Origin of the sequence: Streptomyces sp. NPDC001750, from assembly GCF_042892615.1 — a bacterium.
Classification (GTDB): Bacteria; Actinomycetota; Actinomycetes; order Streptomycetales; family Streptomycetaceae; genus Streptomyces.
In genome coordinates, this window is record NZ_JBIAUE010000003.1 from 431163 (window position 1) to 447069 (window position 15907).

The window sequence follows — 15907 nt, forward strand, 5'->3', positions numbered from 1 at the left end:
ATGAACATCAAGAAGACCTCCCTGTACGGCGGAGCGACCGCCGCCGCCCTCGCCCTGACCCTCACGGCCTGCGGTGGCGGCACCGGCGGCGCGTCCGGGGGCGGGGGCAAGAACGCCACCATCAACATCGGTTCGCTCTACGAGCCGCAGAACCTCGACAACATCGGGGGCGGCGGCCAGGGCGTCACCGAGGCGCTCAACGGCAACGTCTACGAGGGGCTGTTCAGGCTCACCGACGACGGCAAGGTCGAAAAGCTCCTCGCCCAGGACCACAAGGTCTCCGCCGACGGCCTCACGTACACCTTCACCCTGCGCGACGGCGTGACCTTCCACAGCGGCAAGAAGCTCACCAGCCAGGACGTCAAGTACAGCCTGGAGAAGGTGATCGCGAAGGACTCGCAGTCCGCGCGCAAGAGCAACCTCGAGGTCATCAAGTCCGTCGGGACGCCCGACGCGCGCACGGTCGTGGTCAGGCTGTCGAAGAAGTCGATCTCCTTCGTCTACAACCTCTCCTACGTCTGGATCATCAACTCCCAGGCCAAGGACCTCAGGACGAGCGAGGACGGCACCGGCCCGTACACGCTGGACAAGTGGACCCGCGGCTCCGCCCTCGCCATGAACCGCTTCGCCGGCTACTGGGGCGACGCGGCGGCCAACAAGCGGGTCGTCTTCCACTACTACAAGGACGCCACCGCGCTGAACAACGCTCTGCTGACCAACGCTGTGGACGTCGTCACGAGCGAGCAGTCGCCCGACGCCCTCGACCAGTTCAAGAACAACCCGAACTACAAGGTCAACGACGGGAATTCGACGACCAAGCTGCTGCTCGCCTTCAACGACAGGGCCAAGCCGTTCAGCGACGTCAAGGTGCGCCGGGCCGTCTCCGCCGCCATCGACGACGAGAAGCTGCTGAAGTCCGTGTGGGGCGGCTACGGCAAGCCCATCGGTTCGATGGTGCCGCCCACCGACCCCTGGTACGAGGACCTCACCGACGTCAACGCGTACGACACCGCGCGCGCCAAGAAGCTGCTCGCCGAGGCCGGATACGCGAAGGGCTTCTCCTTCACGCTCGACACCCCGAACTACGACCCGCACCCGACCGCCGCGACCTTCATCAAGTCCGAACTCGCCAAGGTCGGCATCACCGTCGAGATCAACACGATCACGCCGGACGAGTGGTACACGAAGGTCTACAAGAACCACGACTTCACGGCCACGCTCCAGGAGCACGTCAACGACCGCGACCTGGTCTGGTACGGCAACCCCGACTTCTACTGGGGCTACGACGACAAGCAGGTCACCCGGTGGGTCGAGGAGGCCGAGCAGGCCTCCAGCACCGCCGAGCAGACCGAGCTCCTGAAGAAGGTCAATCGCAAGACCGCCGAGGACGCGGCCAGCGACTGGCTGTACCTGTACCCGCAGATCGTGGTGGCGGGCAGCAAGCTCTCCGGATACCCGGTCAACGGCCTGAACTCCCAGTTCTTCGCCTACGACATCAAGAAGGGCTGATGGCCCGCTACCTGCTGCGCCGTCTCGCCTTCCTGCTGGTCTCGCTGGCCCTGGCGAGCGTGGTGCTGTTCGTGCTGCTGCGGATGCTGCCGGGCGACCCCGCCAACGCGCTCACCGCTGTGGGCGCCGACGCGGAACAGATCGCCGCGGCCCGGCACGCCATCGGGTCCGACCGGCCGCTGCCCGAGCAGTTCACGCACTGGATCGGACAGCTGGCGAGCGGCGACCTCGGCGCGTCGTTCGTCAGCTCGCTGCCCGTCGGTCCCGAGATCGGCTCCCGGCTGAACGTCACGGTCCCGCTGACGCTGGCCTCATTCGTGCTGGCGGTGCTCATCGCGGTGCCGGTCGGCTTCGTGGCCGCGCACCGGCGGCGGACCTGGTACGGCGCCCTGCTCAACGGGGTGTCCCAACTGGGCATCGCCGTCCCGGTGTTCTGGCTCGGCATGATCCTCGTCGCCGTCTTCGCGCTGAACGCCGGCTGGCTGCCGGCGGGCGGCTTCCCGCAGGAGGGCTGGTCGCAGCCGGCCGAGGCGGTCCGCTCGCTCACGCTGCCCGTCGTCACCATCGCGCTGGTCATGAGCGCCTCGCTGATCCGCTACGTCAGGTCGGCCGTGCTCGACGTGCTGGGCAGCGACTACCTGCGCACCGCACGGGCCATGGGTGCCTCGTTCGGGCAGGCGATGTGGCGGCACGGGCTGCGCAACGCCTCGGTCCCGGTGATCTCGATCCTCGGCATCGAGCTGGCCTCCACCCTGCTGGGCGCGGTGGTCGTGGAGTCCGTGTACGCGCTCCCCGGCCTCGGCTCCCTGCTCGCGACCGGCATCGCGCAGCACGACTATCCGGTGATCCAGGGCGTGCTGTTCGTCTCCACCCTCGCGGTGCTGGTCATCGGATTCGTGGCCGATCTCGTCCAGCGGATCATCGACCCCCGACTGCGCGGCAGGCTCTCCGGAGGTGCCCGATGACTTCCCCGGTCCCGACGGAACACAGGGACGCGGCCCCGGCAAAGACCGCCGAGGGCGAGCGGCGCGGGCGGCGCTCGTACACGCTGGTGACCGGCTGCGTCCTGGCCGGGCTGATCGCCGCCGTCGCGCTGGTCTCGCTGTTCTGGCTCCCGTACGCCGCCGACGACACGTCCGGCGGACGGCTCGCGGGCCCCGGTGCGGGGCATCCGCTCGGCACCGACAAGCTGGGCCGTGATCTGCTCACCCAGCTGATGACCGGATCCCGCATCGCCTTCGAGGCCGGGCTGGGCTCGGTGCTCATCGCCGCCGCGCTCGGCGGCACGCTGGGCGTGCTGGCCGCGTTCGCGCAGGGCTGGCTCGACGACACGGTCTCCGCGTTCCTCGACATCCTGATCGCCTTCCCGACGCTGCTGCTGGCGATGCTGATCGTCGCCGCCCGCTCGGCCACCCTGGGGTCCGCCGTGCTGGCGATCGGCCTCGCGCAGAGCGCGGTCGTGGCACGGCTGGTGCGGATCCTGGTCAAGCGGGTCCTCGCACGGGACTACATCACGGCGGCGCGCACCTCGGGCACCTCGTGGCCGCGCATCGTGACCGGGCATGTGCTGCCCAACATCTGGCCGACGCTCGTGGTGAACCTCGCCCTGCAGTTCGGGCTCGCGGTACTGGCCGAGGCCGGGCTGTCGTACCTGGGCCTGGGCGCGCCGCCGCCCAACGCCTCGTGGGGCCGCATGCTCCAGGAGGCGCAGGCCACCTTCACCACGGCCCCGGCGGGCGCGCTGGCCCCGGGCATCCTGCTCGTGCTGCTCGTCATCGGCGTGAACCTCGTCGCCGACGGGCTGCGCGACACCCTCGACCCCGCGACCCGGCGGAGGCGCTCGTGACCATCCTCGACGTACACGACCTCACGATCCGCACGGCTCAGGGGCGGACCCTCGTCGACGGCCTCTCGCTGACCATGGACCGGGGCGAACGCCTCGGTCTCATCGGGGAGTCGGGTTCCGGGAAGTCGCTGACCACCCTCGCCGTGCTCGGCCTGCTGCCGGACGGCATGACGGCCACCGGAAGCGTCGAGCTGGCCGGTACGCAGATCGTGGGCGCGAGCGAGAAGCGGCTCACGGGCGTGCGCGGCCGGGACGCCTCCGTCGTCTTCCAGGAGCCGCTCACCGCGCTCGACCCGCTGATGCGGGTCGGCCGGCAGATCGCCGAACCGCTCGGCAGGCGGCGGGGGCTGAAGGGCGCCGGGCTGAGGCGGGCCGTCGTGGAGGCCCTGGAACAGGTGCGGCTGCCCGAGCCGGACCGGATCGCCCGCGCCTTCCCGCACGAGATCTCCGGCGGCCAGCGCCAGCGTGTCGCGCTCGCCATGGCGCTGGCCTGCGATCCGCAGCTGCTCATCGCGGACGAGCCGACCACCGCGCTCGACGTCACCGTGCAGTCCGACATGCTCGACCTGCTCGACACCCTGGTACGGGACCGGGGCATGGCGGTCCTCTTCGTCAGCCACGATCTCGCGGTCGTCTCGAAGGTCGCCGATCGCGTGCTGGTCCTCAAGGACGGGCGGGCCGTGGAGGAGGGCGACGTCCACGAGATCGTGCGCGCCCCGCGCGAGGAGTACACCAGGGCACTGGTGGCGAGCGCCCGCCGGCTGGAATCGGCGCTGGACCTGAGGAGCACGCGATGACGCCCGTACTGGAGCTGGAGAAGGTCTCCTTCGGTTACCGGGGACACGGCGCGCCCGTCGTCGAGGACATCTCCCTCGCCGTCGGCTCCGGGCAGTCCCTCGCCCTCGTCGGGGAGTCGGGCGCGGGCAAGACCACACTGCTGCGGCTGCTGCTCGGGCTGGCCCGCCCGTCCTCGGGCGCCGTCCGGTTCGACGGCGAGGAGCTGAGACCGCGCGACGGGGCGCAGATGCGACGGTTCCGGCGCGGTGTGCAGTGCGTCTTCCAGGACCCGTACTCGTCGCTGAACCCGCGTCGGCGCGTCGGCGCGATCGTGTCCGAGCCCCTGCGCTCCCTGGACATCGACAGCCGGGCCGGCGCCGCGCCCAAGGTCGCCGAGGCCCTGGAGCGGGTCGGTCTCCCGGCCGACGCGGCGGGGCGCTATCCGCACGAGTTCTCCGGCGGCCAGCGCCAGCGCATCGCGATCGCCCGCGCGACGGTGTGCGATCCGCGGGTGCTGCTCGCCGACGAGCCGGTCAGCGCGCTCGACGTCACCACGCGCGTCAAGGTCGTCGATCTGCTCAAGGAGCTGAAGGAGGAGCGCGGCCTGACGCTGGTCATGGTCTCGCACGACCTGTCGGTGGTCGCCTCGCTCTGCGAGCGCACCGCGGTCCTGGAGCGCGGCCGCCTGGTCGAGCAGGGTGACACCGCGCAGGTGCTGGGTGCCCCGGCGCACCCGTACACGCGCCGCCTCGTCGAGAGCGTGCCGCGGCTGCCCGCCTGACCGGGGACTCAGTCCGTGTCGTTCGTGGGCGGGCCCTCGTCCTCGTACGGGACGGCGGGCCACTCGCGGCGGCCCTCGTCGTGCCAGAGCGGTCGCCGGTCGACGCGCAGGCCGAGGATCTCCGGTCGTGCGTAGTGGCCGCGCGAGTCGACCCAGACCTTGACGGCGTCGATGTCGGCGAGGTCGATCGCGGCGGCGACGAGCTTCTCCTCCGGACCGGTGTGCGGGCCCGCCAGGTACTGGTTGAAGGGGTGGATCACGGCCGACCAGCCGCCGCCCCGGGTGATGTGCTTCTGCGGTCCGACGGTGTCCGCCATCCAGCGCAGGCACGTCTCGTCGACGGGGTTGCCCGCGGCGACGACGAAGGACTGGGCGGTGAGCGCGTGCGTCTTCATCATGGCGTCGATCTGGATGTCGGCGACGGCCTCGAAGCCCGCCATGGTGGACAGACCGGGCCAGGCCGCCGCGTGGATCTCCTGGCCCTGGACGACGAGGGCCTGCCGGGCCAGGTTCATGGTGTGCTCCCAGCAGACCAGTCCGCCGATCCGGCCCAGGGCACTGTCGAACACGCCGAGCGTCGAGCCGCCGCCCTGGGCCCACACCATCCGTTCGGCGTAGGTGGGCTGGAGCTTGCGGTGCACTCCGAGCAGGGTGCCGTCGGGGTCGATGAAGACCTGGCTGTTGAAACAGGTGCGGGTGCCCGCGAGCCGTTCGCTCACGCCGAGGACCGTGCCGACCCCGGCACGGCGGCAGGCGGACCGGACCCGGTCGATCCCCGGGCCGGGCACCTCGACGGACGCCTCGGCGTAGGCGGCGTTGGCGGCCTGCTGGTCCAGCGGGGCGTACGCCTCGATCCAGTACGGGTAGCCCGGCACGAAGGTCTCGGGGAACACCAGCAGGTCGATGCCCTCCCGGCCGGCCCGTTCGACGAGGCCGACGACCTTGTCGAGGGTCGCCTCGGTGTCCATGAACACGGGCGCGGCGTGCACGGCGGCGACGGTTCGTTTCCTGGGAGCGGGGGACGGCACAGGGCCCCTCCTCGAAGACGGTGACGCACCGCGGGACCGACGATCCGGACGACCGCCGGAACCTCTGGGGCGGTGCCCGGACGCGTCGGCCCCGGGGTGCGTGGGCGGGTCGGTCGGTGGCAGTGTGCCATCGTTCACCGCCGCGTGTGCCGGTACCGGCACGACCGGCTCGTCAGCCGCCCCACCGCCAGTACTGTTCGGGGCGGGCCGGCCCGGAGCAGCCGGCGCGGACCAACCGGGGGTCGCGGCGGTCCCGGCTGTCCCAGCGGGCGGGCAGTTCACGGTCGTCCTGGTACAGGCAGCGGTGGTCGGCTGCGCTCTCGATCCGCCATGCCGCGCGCTTCCATGTCGTGCTCCGCCACGGCACCCGGGTCCATGTCTGGTCCGCGGCGCCGCCCCGGCAGGGTTCGAGCACGGCCCCCGCGCCGACGGCCGTGAGGCAGGAGTGCGGCTCGCCCCACAGGCCGATGGTGCCGTCGCTCCGCATCCGCCAGCGCTGGGCCGGGGATCCGTCGCACGCGCGGATGCGGACCTCCCGGGACTTCGGCGGCGTGCCCGCCGCATCAAGGCACCGGACCGGGTCGGGACCGGCGGCGTACGTGGTCCGTCCGATGTCCCCGAGGACCTCGCCGGGCGCCGGAGAGCGGTGCGTCTGCGGGTACTGCCGACGGATCCACAGGTTCCAGTCCTCCTGGAGCGGACCGCGGTAGGGCGGCACCTCGGCGCACCGGCCGGTGGCGCGGCACCGGCGCCGGGCGACGTACCAGCGCACCACCCGCTCCTTCGCGGCGGCCTGTGCGGGCGTCAGGTCCGCGTCCAGCACCGACATCCGGTAGCCGAGGTACGAGGTGACGGGGATCCCGAGGGCGTAGCCCACTCTCCTGAAGTACCGGGCGGTGATGCCGTGGTCGCTGTGGTCGACGCCGCCACCGAGACCGAACGCGAAGGACGCGTTGTCGTGGTCCATGGTCAGGATCCGTTCCGCGCGGCCCGTCCCGGCCAGGGCGCGGAGCGTGGCGACGAGCCGTTCCTCGGTGAAGGCCGGGCCCTCCGGGAACCCGCGGACGCTGTGCCTGCTCCCGTCGAAGAGTCTGAGCACGCTGTCGGGCTCCTCACCGTGCGGAAGCCCGTCGTGGAGATCGAGGAAGGTGAGCCGGATCCCGGCGCCGACCGACCGGCCGGCCAGCAGGAACGAGCGGACGCGGAGGCCGCCGGTCCGTACGTCGGACCGCTTCCAGCCGTCGGCGGCCCCGGCCATGGACGCGTAGGCGGCCCGTACTCCGTACTCCCTGCGGTCCACGTACTTCAGGGCCCGCGTACGGTCGCGGACGGCGTCGTCCCCGGCGGTCAGGTACACGGTGTGGACCGGGCATCCCGCCCGGATCGTCCGCGCGATCTCCGGGTTCAGGAAGAACAGGTCGTCGTCGGGGTGCGCCACGCCCACCAGGGTGCGCCGGCACCGGAGCGGCTCCGTCTGGGGCGCGGCCGCCGTGCCGGGGCCGGGGGTCGGGGCGGGCGCGGCGGCGGGGCCGAGCAGGGCGCAGAGCACCGCGGCCGCCGCGAGCGTGCGCCGGACGAGGCGGCGGCCACCCCGGCCGTCCCGGGTGTTCTCGCGCGCGTGGTCGTCCATCTGCGGATGATCACCGGTCGGTTGCCCGGAGCCAACCGACCCGCCGCGCGGCACACCCGGTCGGCGGGTCGGACGCGGTGCGCGGGGGCCCGGCGAAAGGGCCGGGGCCCCGGCGGGATGCCGTGGTCAGGGCCGGGCGGTGGGCTCGAACCAGGTGGGTTCGTCGGTCAGCGCCTGCTTGATCCTGAACCGCGAGAACTCGTTCAGCGGCGGCAGCGCGTCCACCGGGTACCAGCCCACCTCCAGCGACTCGTCGTCGTTCACGCGTGCCTCGCCGCCCGTCGCCCGGCAGCGGAACGTGACGTCGAGGTACTGGCAGCGGTCCCCGTTGGCGTATTCGACCGGTTCGAGGGCCTGCGTGAGCACCACCCGCTCCGCCACGCAGTGCACGGCGGTCTCCTCGTACACCTCGCGCTCGGCCGTCGCCGCGGGCTGCTCGCCCGGCTCGCAGATGCCCCCGATCAGCGCCCATCGGCCGGTGTCGGAGCGCCGTCCGAGCAGCACTCTGCCCTCGTCGTCGAGGACCACGGCGGTCACCCCCGGCAGCAGGAGCAACTGGTGGCCCGCGGTGGCGCGGATCCGGCGGATGAAGTCAGGAGTACCCATGGCTCGACCCTAAGGGCTGTCCCGTAATCCCCGGTGGATCAGCGCGCGGCGTCGGATGCGGTGCGTCGCAAGGCGGAGGGACGTCCGCATACTGGACGTATTCGGGTGTTCCGACAACGCAGCGCGGGGCCGTAGCTGTCGTCGCGCGCCCGCCGGGGATTACGGGCCAGCCCTGACGACCTCGCCCACGATCGTCAGCGGCGTCGCAGCGTCCGGGACCTCCGCCTCCGGCGTTGTCGTCAGTTGCCGACGCTCCGCGTCGACTCCCTCCTCCGCCTCGGATTCGAAGGCCCCGGACACCGCTCCTTCTCCCACTGCCCATCGTGGGCGAGGTCGTCAGACGGTGTCGCGTCCCGCCCGGCGGAGCCGTACCGCACGGACGGCGGTCCGGCCGAGCCCCGCCGCGGCGATCAGCGCGAGCACCGCCTCCGGAAGTACGCCCAGGCGGGTGGCGGGCGTCTGCGAGGACCGCAGCGGCACCTCGTCGACGAGCGCGGCCGGGGTGAACAGCTCCGTCCGCTGGACGACGGTGCCGTCGGGCCGGATGATCGCGCTGACCCCGCTGGTGACGGGGACGACGACGGATCTGCTGTGCTCGACCGCCCGGACCCGGGACATGGCGAGCTGCTGGTAGGTCATCTCGCTGCGCCCGAAGGTGGCGTTGTTGCTGGGGACGGCGATCAGCCGGGCGCCGTGGTCGACGGTGTCCCGCACCGCGTCGTCGAACGCGGCCTCGTAGCAGGTCACCAGCCCGACGGGGGTGCCGGACAGGTCGAAGACGCCGACCTTGCTCCCGGGGCCGAAGTCCCGCCGCACCCGGTCCACGTCGGAGCTGAAGAGGCGGGCGACGGAGCGCATCGGGATGTACTCGCCGAACGGTTGGATGTGGCGCTTGTCGTAGGTGGCGACGGGCCCCTTCCCCGGCTCCCACTGAATGAGGGTGTTGCGCAGTTTGCCCGTGTCGGGTGTGAGCACCGCACCGATCACGGTGGGCGCGCCGATCGCCTTCACCGCGTTGTCGATGACGAACCGGGCGTCCACGTTGAGGTACGGGTCGAGGTCGGAGGAGTTCTCCGGCCACAGCACGAAGTCGGGCCGGGGCGCCTTCCCCGCCTTCACGTCCCGGGCGAGCTGTTCGGTGCGGCGGGCGTGGTTGTCGAGGACGGCGCGGCGCTGGGCGTTGAAGTCGAGTCCGAGCCGGGGCACATTGCCCTGGATGGCGGCGACGGTGGCGGTGCCGTCCTCGGCCGAGTCGTCCACCAGCGGCCACGCGGCGAACGCGGCGGCGACGGGAGCGAGAACGCATGCCGCGGTGGCGGCTACGGCGCCCCGGGGGACCTCGCGCGTCTTCCGGTACGCGCGGAAGCGACGCAGCGTCTCGTGGAGGCCGAAGCCGCACAGCACCACGGCGAAGGAGAGCAGCGGCGTGCCGCCCACCGCCGCGAGCGGCAGGAACACGCTGTCCGCCTGCCCGAAGGCGATCTTCCCCCAGGGGAAGCCGCCGAACGGCACCCGGGCCCGGATCCCCTCGTCCAGTGCCCAGACCGCGGCGGCCCACAGCGGCCAACAGGCGAGCCGGGAGACGGCGGAGATCCCGGCGCAGCCCACGGCGATGAACAGCGCCTCGGCCGCGGCGAGCGCCAGCCACGGCACCGGGCCCACCTCCTCACCCGTCCAGTGCAGCAGCGGCAGCATGAACCCGAGCCCGGCGAGCAGACCGAGTCCGAACCCGGCGCGCGGCCGACGCCCGTGGAGCACCCAGCCGAGCAGCGCGAAGCCCGGCAGAACCAGCCACCACAGGGGCCGGGGCGGGAAGCTGAGATACAGCAGTACGCCCGAGACGACGGCCGCCGCGGACCGTACGAGGACGGGGATCAGCCGTCGGCGCGGGGACGCGGGTGCGGGTGCGGGCTGCTGCGGGTCGTCGACCGACGTGATGGTGGCGCTCACCCGGCGGAGTCTACGGTCATCGGCTGTGCGCCCGTCAGTCCCGTCCGGTCGGCGCCGGCTCCGGGGCGTCGTCTCCCCCGCCGCGCGCCCCTGGTCAGCCTCCGGTCGCCGCGCCCGTCCTCGGCAGACGCAGGCGTTCGCGGATGAACCGCACGCCCGCCTCCGCGTCGTCGACGGTGATGGTGAACGTCCGGCCGTCGCCGAGCCGGAGCACCAGGCCCTCGCCCCTGCGGACCACCACGGCGGTGCCCTGCTCGGGGCGCCAGCGGTACCCCCAGCCGCCCCACTGCCGGGGGGTGACCCGGGGTGCGAACTCCGCGCCCACCACATGGGTCAGCAGGATCCGGCGGCGCGGCAGGCCCATGTGGCCGCAGCGCACCTCCAGGGCGTCGCCGTCGACCCTGACGGCCACGTTCACGAAGGCGAGGGTGCCGAAGAGCATGAGCAGTCCGACGGCCACGCAGCCGATCACGGACATCAGCAGCGGGGCGCGCCCGGTGGCCCAGTCGGAGGTGACGGCCAGCTGGACGCCGAGCGCCAGGCAGGCGGCGCCCACGGCGGCCAGCACCCACTGGACCCGGTTGGTGGCCCTGCCGACCCAGACGTCGGAGTCGGGCTCGGCCCCGGCGTGCCTCGGTTCTCGGGGGTGGTCCCTCATGTCAAGCAGCGTACTCAGGGGACCGCATGCCGGGGGCGTCTCCAAGGGCCCGGATCCGGGTCAGCGGGCGGGGGCGACGGCCCCCAGCAGCCGCCCCTCGGCGTAGGCCAGAGCGGCCCGCGGCAGGTCGCCGGGGTGTCCTCCGAGGAGGACGGTGAGACCGCCGGCCGGTTGGGCCGACGGAGCGGGTGCGACCCCGATACGGCGCAGTGCCTGGGCGGCGACGGCACCGGCGGACCCGTGCAGCGCGACGGGGGGCAGGCCGCGCTCCCGCAGGGCGGCGCGGATGCGCTCGGTGACCAGTTCGTAGTGGGTGCAGCCGAGAACCACGGCGCGGGCGTCCCGTGGGGTGAGCGCGGCGGCCGCGGCGACGGCACGGTCGACGGCCGCCTCGTCCGCGTGCTCCACGGCGTCGGCGAGCCCGGGACACGGGATCTCCGTGACGTCGACGCAGTCCGCGAATTCCCGGATGAGTCCGCGCTGGTAGGAGCTGCCGGTGGTGGCGGGGGTGGCCCAGATCGCGACGGGGCCACCGCTCGCGGCGGACGGCTTGATGGCGGGGACGGTGCCGATGACCGGCAGCCCGGGTTCCAGCTCGGTGCGCAGGGCCGGCAGGGCGTGCACGGAGGCCGTGTTGCAGGCGACGATCAGCGCGTCCGGCCGCTGGGCGGCGGCGGCGCGGGCCACATCCAGCGCACGGGCGGTGAGGTCCTCGGGTGTACGCGGTCCCCAGGGCATGCCGCCGGGGTCGCAGGAGAGCACGAGATCGGCGTCCGGTCTCAGCCTGCGTACCGCCCCGGCTGCCGCGAGGAGGCCGATTCCCGAGTCCATGAGCGCGATCTTCACCCGGTCACCATAGTCGACCGCCCTTGCGATTCCTCCGCAGTGGGGCAGACTGCGGCGAATGAGTGCCGTTGCCTGGATCGCCACGGGTTCGCTGGCCGCGTGGGTGTGGTTGCTGCTGGGACAAGGGTTCTTCTGGCGCACCGACCAGCGGATGCCGGTCCGCCGGGCGCCGGAGCGCTGGCCCTCGGTCGCGATCGTCGTGCCCGCACGTGACGAAGCAGACATGTTACCCGTGAGTCTGCCGTCGTTGCTGACACAGGACTATCCGGGTGTCGCGGAGGTCTTCGTCGTCGACGACTGCAGCGAGGACGGGACCGGTGACGTCGCCCGCGCGCTGTCCGTGCGGTACGGGGGGCTGCCGGTGACGGTGGCGTCGCCCGGCGAGCCGGAGCCTGGCTGGACCGGCAAGCTCTGGGCGGTGCGGCACGGGATGGCACTGGCCCGGGCCCGGCGGCCGGAGTACCTGCTGCTGACGGACGCCGACATCGCGCACGAGCCGGACAGCCTGCGGGAGCTGGTCTCCGCCGCCGTGTCGGGCGGCTTCGACCTGGTCTCGCAGATGGCCCGGCTGCGGGTGTCGAGCGTCTGGGAGCGCCTGGTCGTGCCCGCCTTCGTCTACTTCTTCTCGCAGCTCTACCCGTTCCGGTGGGTGAACCGGGCGGGGGCGCGCACCGCGGCGGCGGCGGGCGGCTGCGTGCTGCTGCGGACGAAGGCCGCGGACCGGGCCCGGGTGCCGGAGTCGATCCGGCAGGCGGTGATCGACGACGTGTCGCTGGCGCGGGCGGTGCGGCGCGGCGGCGGGCGGATCTGGCTGGGGCTCGCGGAGCGGGTGGACAGCGTGCGGCCGTACCCGCGGCTGGCCGATCTGTGGCGGATGGTGGCGCGGAGCGCGTACACCCAGCTGCGGCACAGTCCGGTGCTGCTCCTCGGGACGGTGCTGGGGCTGGCGCTGGTGTACCTGGCGCCGCCGGTCGCGCTCGTCGCCGGGCTGCTGAGCGGCGACCCGGTGGCGGCGTGGGCGGGCGGCGCGGCGTGGGCGGTGATGGCGGGGACGTATCTGCCGATGCTGCGCTACTACCGGCAGTCGCCGTGGTCCGCGCCGCTGCTGCCGTTCACCGCCCTGCTGTACCTGCTGATGACGGTCGACTCGGCGGTGCGGCACCACCGGGGGCGGGGCGCGGCCTGGAAGGGGCGTACGTACGCCCGTCCCGAGGCCGCGCCGGACCGGTGAGCGGAGCCGGTCATGGGCCGATGGCGTCGGTCCCGTCCGGACGTCCGGGAGGTCATTTGCGGCCGGGCGTCCAGTTCATTCCCCACCCGTAGGCGTAGTCGATGGTGCGCTGCGGGCTGACTCCGCGCTGGGGCACGAGGTAGCGGGCCTCGCGCTGCACGGTGAGGTCTCCCCCGTTGTTGGTGAGGAGGGCGAGGGCGCAGACGGTGGACGGGACGGTGCATTCGTCGAGGGAGAAGTCGATCGGGGCACCGTGTTGGGGCTGGAGGGTGACGGTCGCGTGGAGGTCGGCGAAGCTCCGGGCGCCCTCGTAGATGGTGACGAAGATCAGGACGCGGCGGAACCTGTCCTTCTGGTCGAGGTTGACGGTGAGGTTCTCGCCGGTGGCGACGGCGCCGGTGCGGTCGTCGCCGTCGAGGTGGATGTACGGGGGCTGCCGGAGCGCTCCGAACGCGTTCCCGAGCGCCTGCACGACTCCCTTGCGTCCGTCGGTGAGTTCGTAGAGGGCGCACAGGTCGAGATCGAGATCCGCGTGGTGGGCGACCGCCCTGCCGAGTTTGCGTCCCCAGCCCGTGAACTGTTTGCGGACTTCCCAGTTGAGATTGACTCGGAGGAGTCCGGAAGTTCCGCCCTGTTTGGCGAGAGAGACCGACGGCGCCTGTTTGGTGAGCGTGATCTTCGTCAGCCGGACGGGGGCGGGAGCGGAAGGGGCCGGAGGCGTTGCCGGCGGGGCCGGGGGAACTGGTGGGATCGGGGGCACTCGGTCCACCCGCGTTGTCCGTTGGGGTTGTTGAGGCGATTGGGGATACGCCTGAGGCTGCTGGGGTTCATCGACGGAAATTCCGAAGTCCGTCGCCAGGCCCTCCAGACCGGTGGCGTAACCCTGGCCGACCGCGCGGAATTTCCAGTTGCCCTGACGCCGGTACAGTTCGCCGAGGATGAACGCGGTCTCGACGGTGGCGTCCGCGCTGTCGAAGCGGGCGATCTCGGATCCGTCCGCCGCGTCCGTGATCCGTATGTACAGCCCCGTCACCCGGCCGAAGGTGCCGCCGTCCGCGGAGGCCGCCAGGATCACGCGCTCGATGGTCGGCTCGACGCGCGCCAGGTCGACGGCGAGGTTGTCCGTCGCCCCGTCACCGGTGGTCCTCCGGCCCTCGTGGCGTACGGCGCCGGAGGCGTGAACGGGCTGGTTGTAAAAGACGAAGTCGGCGTCGTCGCGCACCTTTCCCGATACGAGCAGGAGTGCCGATCCGTCCACGTCCGGCGTCCCCGGAGAGGTGCGCCACCCCAATTCGACCCGTACGGATCGGGCCGGCACCGGAACATTGGCGCCTTTTAGCATGGTCATGATCGCCCCCATCGCGAGTCCGGCTGACCGAAGGCCATTCTCCGCCAACCTAATGCCCCGTCGGCCACGGATCGCGCATCGGTGCGCAACGAGTGCCGGAGATCAGCCGTTCATGCCCGGGAAGACGTCCGGCGATCAGCCGTTCATCCACCAGAAACTGACGTCTTTACACGATCCCAACGCGCTTTGGTGCCCCTTTTTCCCAAGTTCGCTCGGATTGGGGAACGAGGTTCCCCCACACCACGCAAAACAACCCTCTTGTCGGACTCCCCAACCGCCTCGTCGTGGGCTTAACTTAGGTGGCATGACGTCCCCCCGCTCCACCTACGGCAGCGGCTACTACGCTGCGTCGTCGTTCCCCGACACTCCGATCTACGACTCCCTGGTCGCGGAGCGGGGCACCCCTCAGATCGCTCCGATCCGAGTGCCTGCCGCCTATGACACCGGCAGCAGCAATCTACCGGCCCTCCCGGCGGCGCTGCCCGCTCTCCCGGCGGCACCCTCCCAGCCCGCGCCGCCGTACGGCTACCAGCAGCCGCCCCAGCAGGGGTACGCGCCGATGCAGCCCCCGCAGCTGCAGAACGCCCCGGCGCCGTACATCCCGCAGCAGCCGGGCGCGGCCCGCGGCGGGTACCCGGCGCCCCATCCGCCGCAGCAGCAGCGGCCCGCGCCCGCCACCGGGTACGAGGCGATGCGCCCGGCGTCACCACGCCCCGCCCCGGCGCCCTCCCCGTACGAGGACCCGTACAACCGCCCCTACCCGGGCCGGGGGTACTGAGTCCGACCGTACCGAGCGGGAGTCGCGCAAGGTCGCACCGAGGTCGTCGTCGAGCCATGGGGACTCGCCGACGACCTCGTCGTTCCCGGGGCGGGCGGATCTCGTCGACGGCCCACCCGTAAGCTCCCGACGTGCTGCCTCCGTCCCGTTCCCCGGGAACCCGCGCGCACGCTCGGCGCGTTGACCGCGCGGCGGGTGACGTCGCTCTCCCCTCACCGCTTCGGAGCGCGGGGCGTGCCGCATCGGGCCGCGACGGACACGTAAGGGGGTGCGGAACCGTGCGAGCGGCAGCGGGAGTGTGGCGTTGGCGGCGCAGTCCTCTGTGCCGCGCCACCGACCGGCGCGAGGCGTGGGTGGCCCTGGTCGCCCTGCTCCTCATGACGCTGGTGGCGCCGGCCCTGGGCGGGGTGTGCGGGGTGCTCGCGGACGAGAGCCTGCAGCGCTCGGCGCGCGCCGAGCGGGCGGAACGACGCGCCACGACGGCGGTCGTGCTCGGCCCGGCATCGGCGTCTTCCCGCGTCGTCGCCGATCCCGAGGGGGCATCGGAACGCACCGCGCGGACGTCGGTGGTGGTGCGATGGCGGGCCCCCGACGGCACGGAACGGCGCGGCACGGTGGCCGCGCCGCCCGGCAGGACCGCCCCCGGGACCGGGGTGAGGATCTGGACGGACCGCGCGGGCCGCGTCGTGGCGCGCCCCATGGACGTACCGACGGCCCGTGCGCACGCGGTGCTGGCCGGACTCGGGGCGGCGATGCTCGCCGCCGGTCTGATCGAGGGCGTCCGTCGCCTGATCGTCCGGCACATGGTCCGCGCACGGCACGCCCTCATAGACCGCGCCTGGGCCGGGGCCGGTCCCGACTGGGGCAGGACCGGGACCGGCACCTGACCGGTGGGCCGCTCGGGTCAACTCCCGCCCGC

The 15907-nt window shown here is 72.6% G+C and carries 15 protein-coding genes; 8 read left to right on the plus strand and 7 right to left on the minus strand.

From position 1 onward, the window contains the following. The 5 genes from ACFYY6_RS08025 to ACFYY6_RS08045 are packed head-to-tail and all read left to right on the plus strand — an operon-like array spanning position 1 to position 4913. Positions 1-1509, plus strand: coding sequence for an ABC transporter substrate-binding protein (locus ACFYY6_RS08025; RefSeq protein ID WP_389192170.1), 1509 nt, complete (start codon positions 1-3; stop codon positions 1507-1509). After that, complete coding sequence (locus ACFYY6_RS08030) at positions 1509-2474, plus strand: ABC transporter permease (RefSeq protein WP_388650489.1); 966 nt, start codon at positions 1509-1511, stop codon at positions 2472-2474. Before ACFYY6_RS08025 ends, ACFYY6_RS08030 begins: the two co-directional genes overlap by 1 nt. Then, positions 2471-3355 (plus strand): ABC transporter permease, encoded by an 885-nt coding sequence (locus ACFYY6_RS08035; protein WP_351525538.1) that lies wholly within the window; start codon positions 2471-2473, stop codon positions 3353-3355. The genes ACFYY6_RS08030 and ACFYY6_RS08035 overlap by 4 nt, the downstream gene beginning before the upstream one ends. Next, a complete protein-coding gene (locus tag ACFYY6_RS08040; RefSeq protein ID WP_351525537.1) occupies positions 3352-4152 on the plus strand; it encodes an ABC transporter ATP-binding protein in 801 nt (266 codons plus the stop codon). The genes ACFYY6_RS08035 and ACFYY6_RS08040 overlap by 4 nt, the downstream gene beginning before the upstream one ends. Further along, positions 4149-4913 (plus strand): ABC transporter ATP-binding protein, encoded by a 765-nt coding sequence (locus tag ACFYY6_RS08045; protein ID WP_351525536.1) that lies wholly within the window; start codon positions 4149-4151, stop codon positions 4911-4913. The genes ACFYY6_RS08040 and ACFYY6_RS08045 overlap by 4 nt, the downstream gene beginning before the upstream one ends. Before the next feature lie 8 nt (positions 4914-4921). Here the strand turns inward: ACFYY6_RS08045 and ACFYY6_RS08050 are convergent, their stop codons facing one another. The 6 genes from ACFYY6_RS08050 to ACFYY6_RS08075 all read right to left on the minus strand — a co-directional run bounded on the left by ACFYY6_RS08050 (position 4922) and on the right by ACFYY6_RS08075 (position 11631). After that, positions 4922-5941: a carbon-nitrogen hydrolase family protein gene (locus ACFYY6_RS08050; RefSeq protein ID WP_386608818.1), complete on the minus strand. Its 1020-nt coding sequence runs from the start codon at positions 5939-5941 to the stop codon at positions 4922-4924. 172 nt (positions 5942-6113) lie between these two features. Next, positions 6114-7571, minus strand: coding sequence for a ricin-type beta-trefoil lectin domain protein (locus ACFYY6_RS08055; protein ID WP_389192174.1), 1458 nt, complete (start codon positions 7569-7571; stop codon positions 6114-6116). A 126-nt stretch (positions 7572-7697) separates the two neighbouring features. Beyond that, positions 7698-8177 carry an NUDIX domain-containing protein gene (locus tag ACFYY6_RS08060; RefSeq protein ID WP_351624797.1) on the minus strand — a complete coding sequence of 160 codons (480 nt, stop codon included), beginning with the start codon at positions 8175-8177 and terminating at the stop codon, positions 7698-7700. Between the two features lie 336 nt (positions 8178-8513). After that, a complete protein-coding gene (lnt, locus tag ACFYY6_RS08065; protein ID WP_386608819.1) occupies positions 8514-10127 on the minus strand; it encodes an apolipoprotein N-acyltransferase in 1614 nt (537 codons plus the stop codon). A gap of 94 nt (positions 10128-10221) precedes the next feature. Beyond that, a complete protein-coding gene (locus tag ACFYY6_RS08070; protein ID WP_351524470.1) occupies positions 10222-10785 on the minus strand; it encodes a hypothetical protein in 564 nt (187 codons plus the stop codon). A gap of 60 nt (positions 10786-10845) precedes the next feature. Then, positions 10846-11631 (minus strand): glutamate racemase, encoded by a 786-nt coding sequence (locus ACFYY6_RS08075; RefSeq protein WP_388650484.1) that lies wholly within the window; start codon positions 11629-11631, stop codon positions 10846-10848. Between the two features lie 58 nt (positions 11632-11689). Between ACFYY6_RS08075 and ACFYY6_RS08080 the strand changes: the two genes are divergently transcribed. Then, positions 11690-12862 (plus strand): glycosyltransferase, encoded by a 1173-nt coding sequence (locus ACFYY6_RS08080; protein WP_389192177.1) that lies wholly within the window; start codon positions 11690-11692, stop codon positions 12860-12862. 52 nt (positions 12863-12914) lie between these two features. Here ACFYY6_RS08080 and ACFYY6_RS08085 read toward each other — a convergent pair whose 3' ends face one another. After that, positions 12915-14222 carry a TerD family protein gene (locus ACFYY6_RS08085; protein ID WP_351624808.1) on the minus strand — a complete coding sequence of 436 codons (1308 nt, stop codon included), beginning with the start codon at positions 14220-14222 and terminating at the stop codon, positions 12915-12917. 292 nt (positions 14223-14514) lie between these two features. On the opposite strand from ACFYY6_RS08085, the gene ACFYY6_RS08090 reads away from it, so the two are divergent. Together ACFYY6_RS08090 and ACFYY6_RS08095 are read left to right on the plus strand one after the other, a co-directional pair. Beyond that, positions 14515-14988: a DUF6643 family protein gene (locus ACFYY6_RS08090; protein WP_351624809.1), complete on the plus strand. Its 474-nt coding sequence runs from the start codon at positions 14515-14517 to the stop codon at positions 14986-14988. A 278-nt stretch (positions 14989-15266) separates the two neighbouring features. Then, the gene (locus tag ACFYY6_RS08095; RefSeq protein WP_351524475.1) at positions 15267-15875 is read left to right on the plus strand and encodes a hypothetical protein; all 609 of its coding nucleotides are present in this window, start codon (positions 15267-15269) and stop codon (positions 15873-15875) included. Positions 15876-15907 lie beyond the last annotated feature (32 nt).

Coding starts and splice junctions, on each gene's coding strand:
- ACFYY6_RS08080 (WP_389192177.1), top strand. CDS start 11,690: ATGAGTGCCGTTGCCTGGATCGCCACGGGTTCGCTGGCCGCGTGGGTG.
- ACFYY6_RS08090 (WP_351624809.1), top strand. CDS start 14,515: ATGACGTCCCCCCGCTCCACCTACGGCAGCGGCTACTACGCTGCGTCG.
- ACFYY6_RS08030 (WP_388650489.1), top strand. CDS start 1,509: ATGGCCCGCTACCTGCTGCGCCGTCTCGCCTTCCTGCTGGTCTCGCTG.
- ACFYY6_RS08060 (WP_351624797.1), bottom strand. CDS start 8,177: ATGGGTACTCCTGACTTCATCCGCCGGATCCGCGCCACCGCGGGCCAC.
- ACFYY6_RS08025 (WP_389192170.1), top strand. CDS start 1: ATGAACATCAAGAAGACCTCCCTGTACGGCGGAGCGACCGCCGCCGCC.
- ACFYY6_RS08070 (WP_351524470.1), bottom strand. CDS start 10,785: ATGAGGGACCACCCCCGAGAACCGAGGCACGCCGGGGCCGAGCCCGAC.
- ACFYY6_RS08045 (WP_351525536.1), top strand. CDS start 4,149: ATGACGCCCGTACTGGAGCTGGAGAAGGTCTCCTTCGGTTACCGGGGA.
- ACFYY6_RS08085 (WP_351624808.1), bottom strand. CDS start 14,222: ATGGGGGCGATCATGACCATGCTAAAAGGCGCCAATGTTCCGGTGCCG.
- ACFYY6_RS08055 (WP_389192174.1), bottom strand. CDS start 7,571: ATGGACGACCACGCGCGCGAGAACACCCGGGACGGCCGGGGTGGCCGC.
- ACFYY6_RS08035 (WP_351525538.1), top strand. CDS start 2,471: ATGACTTCCCCGGTCCCGACGGAACACAGGGACGCGGCCCCGGCAAAG.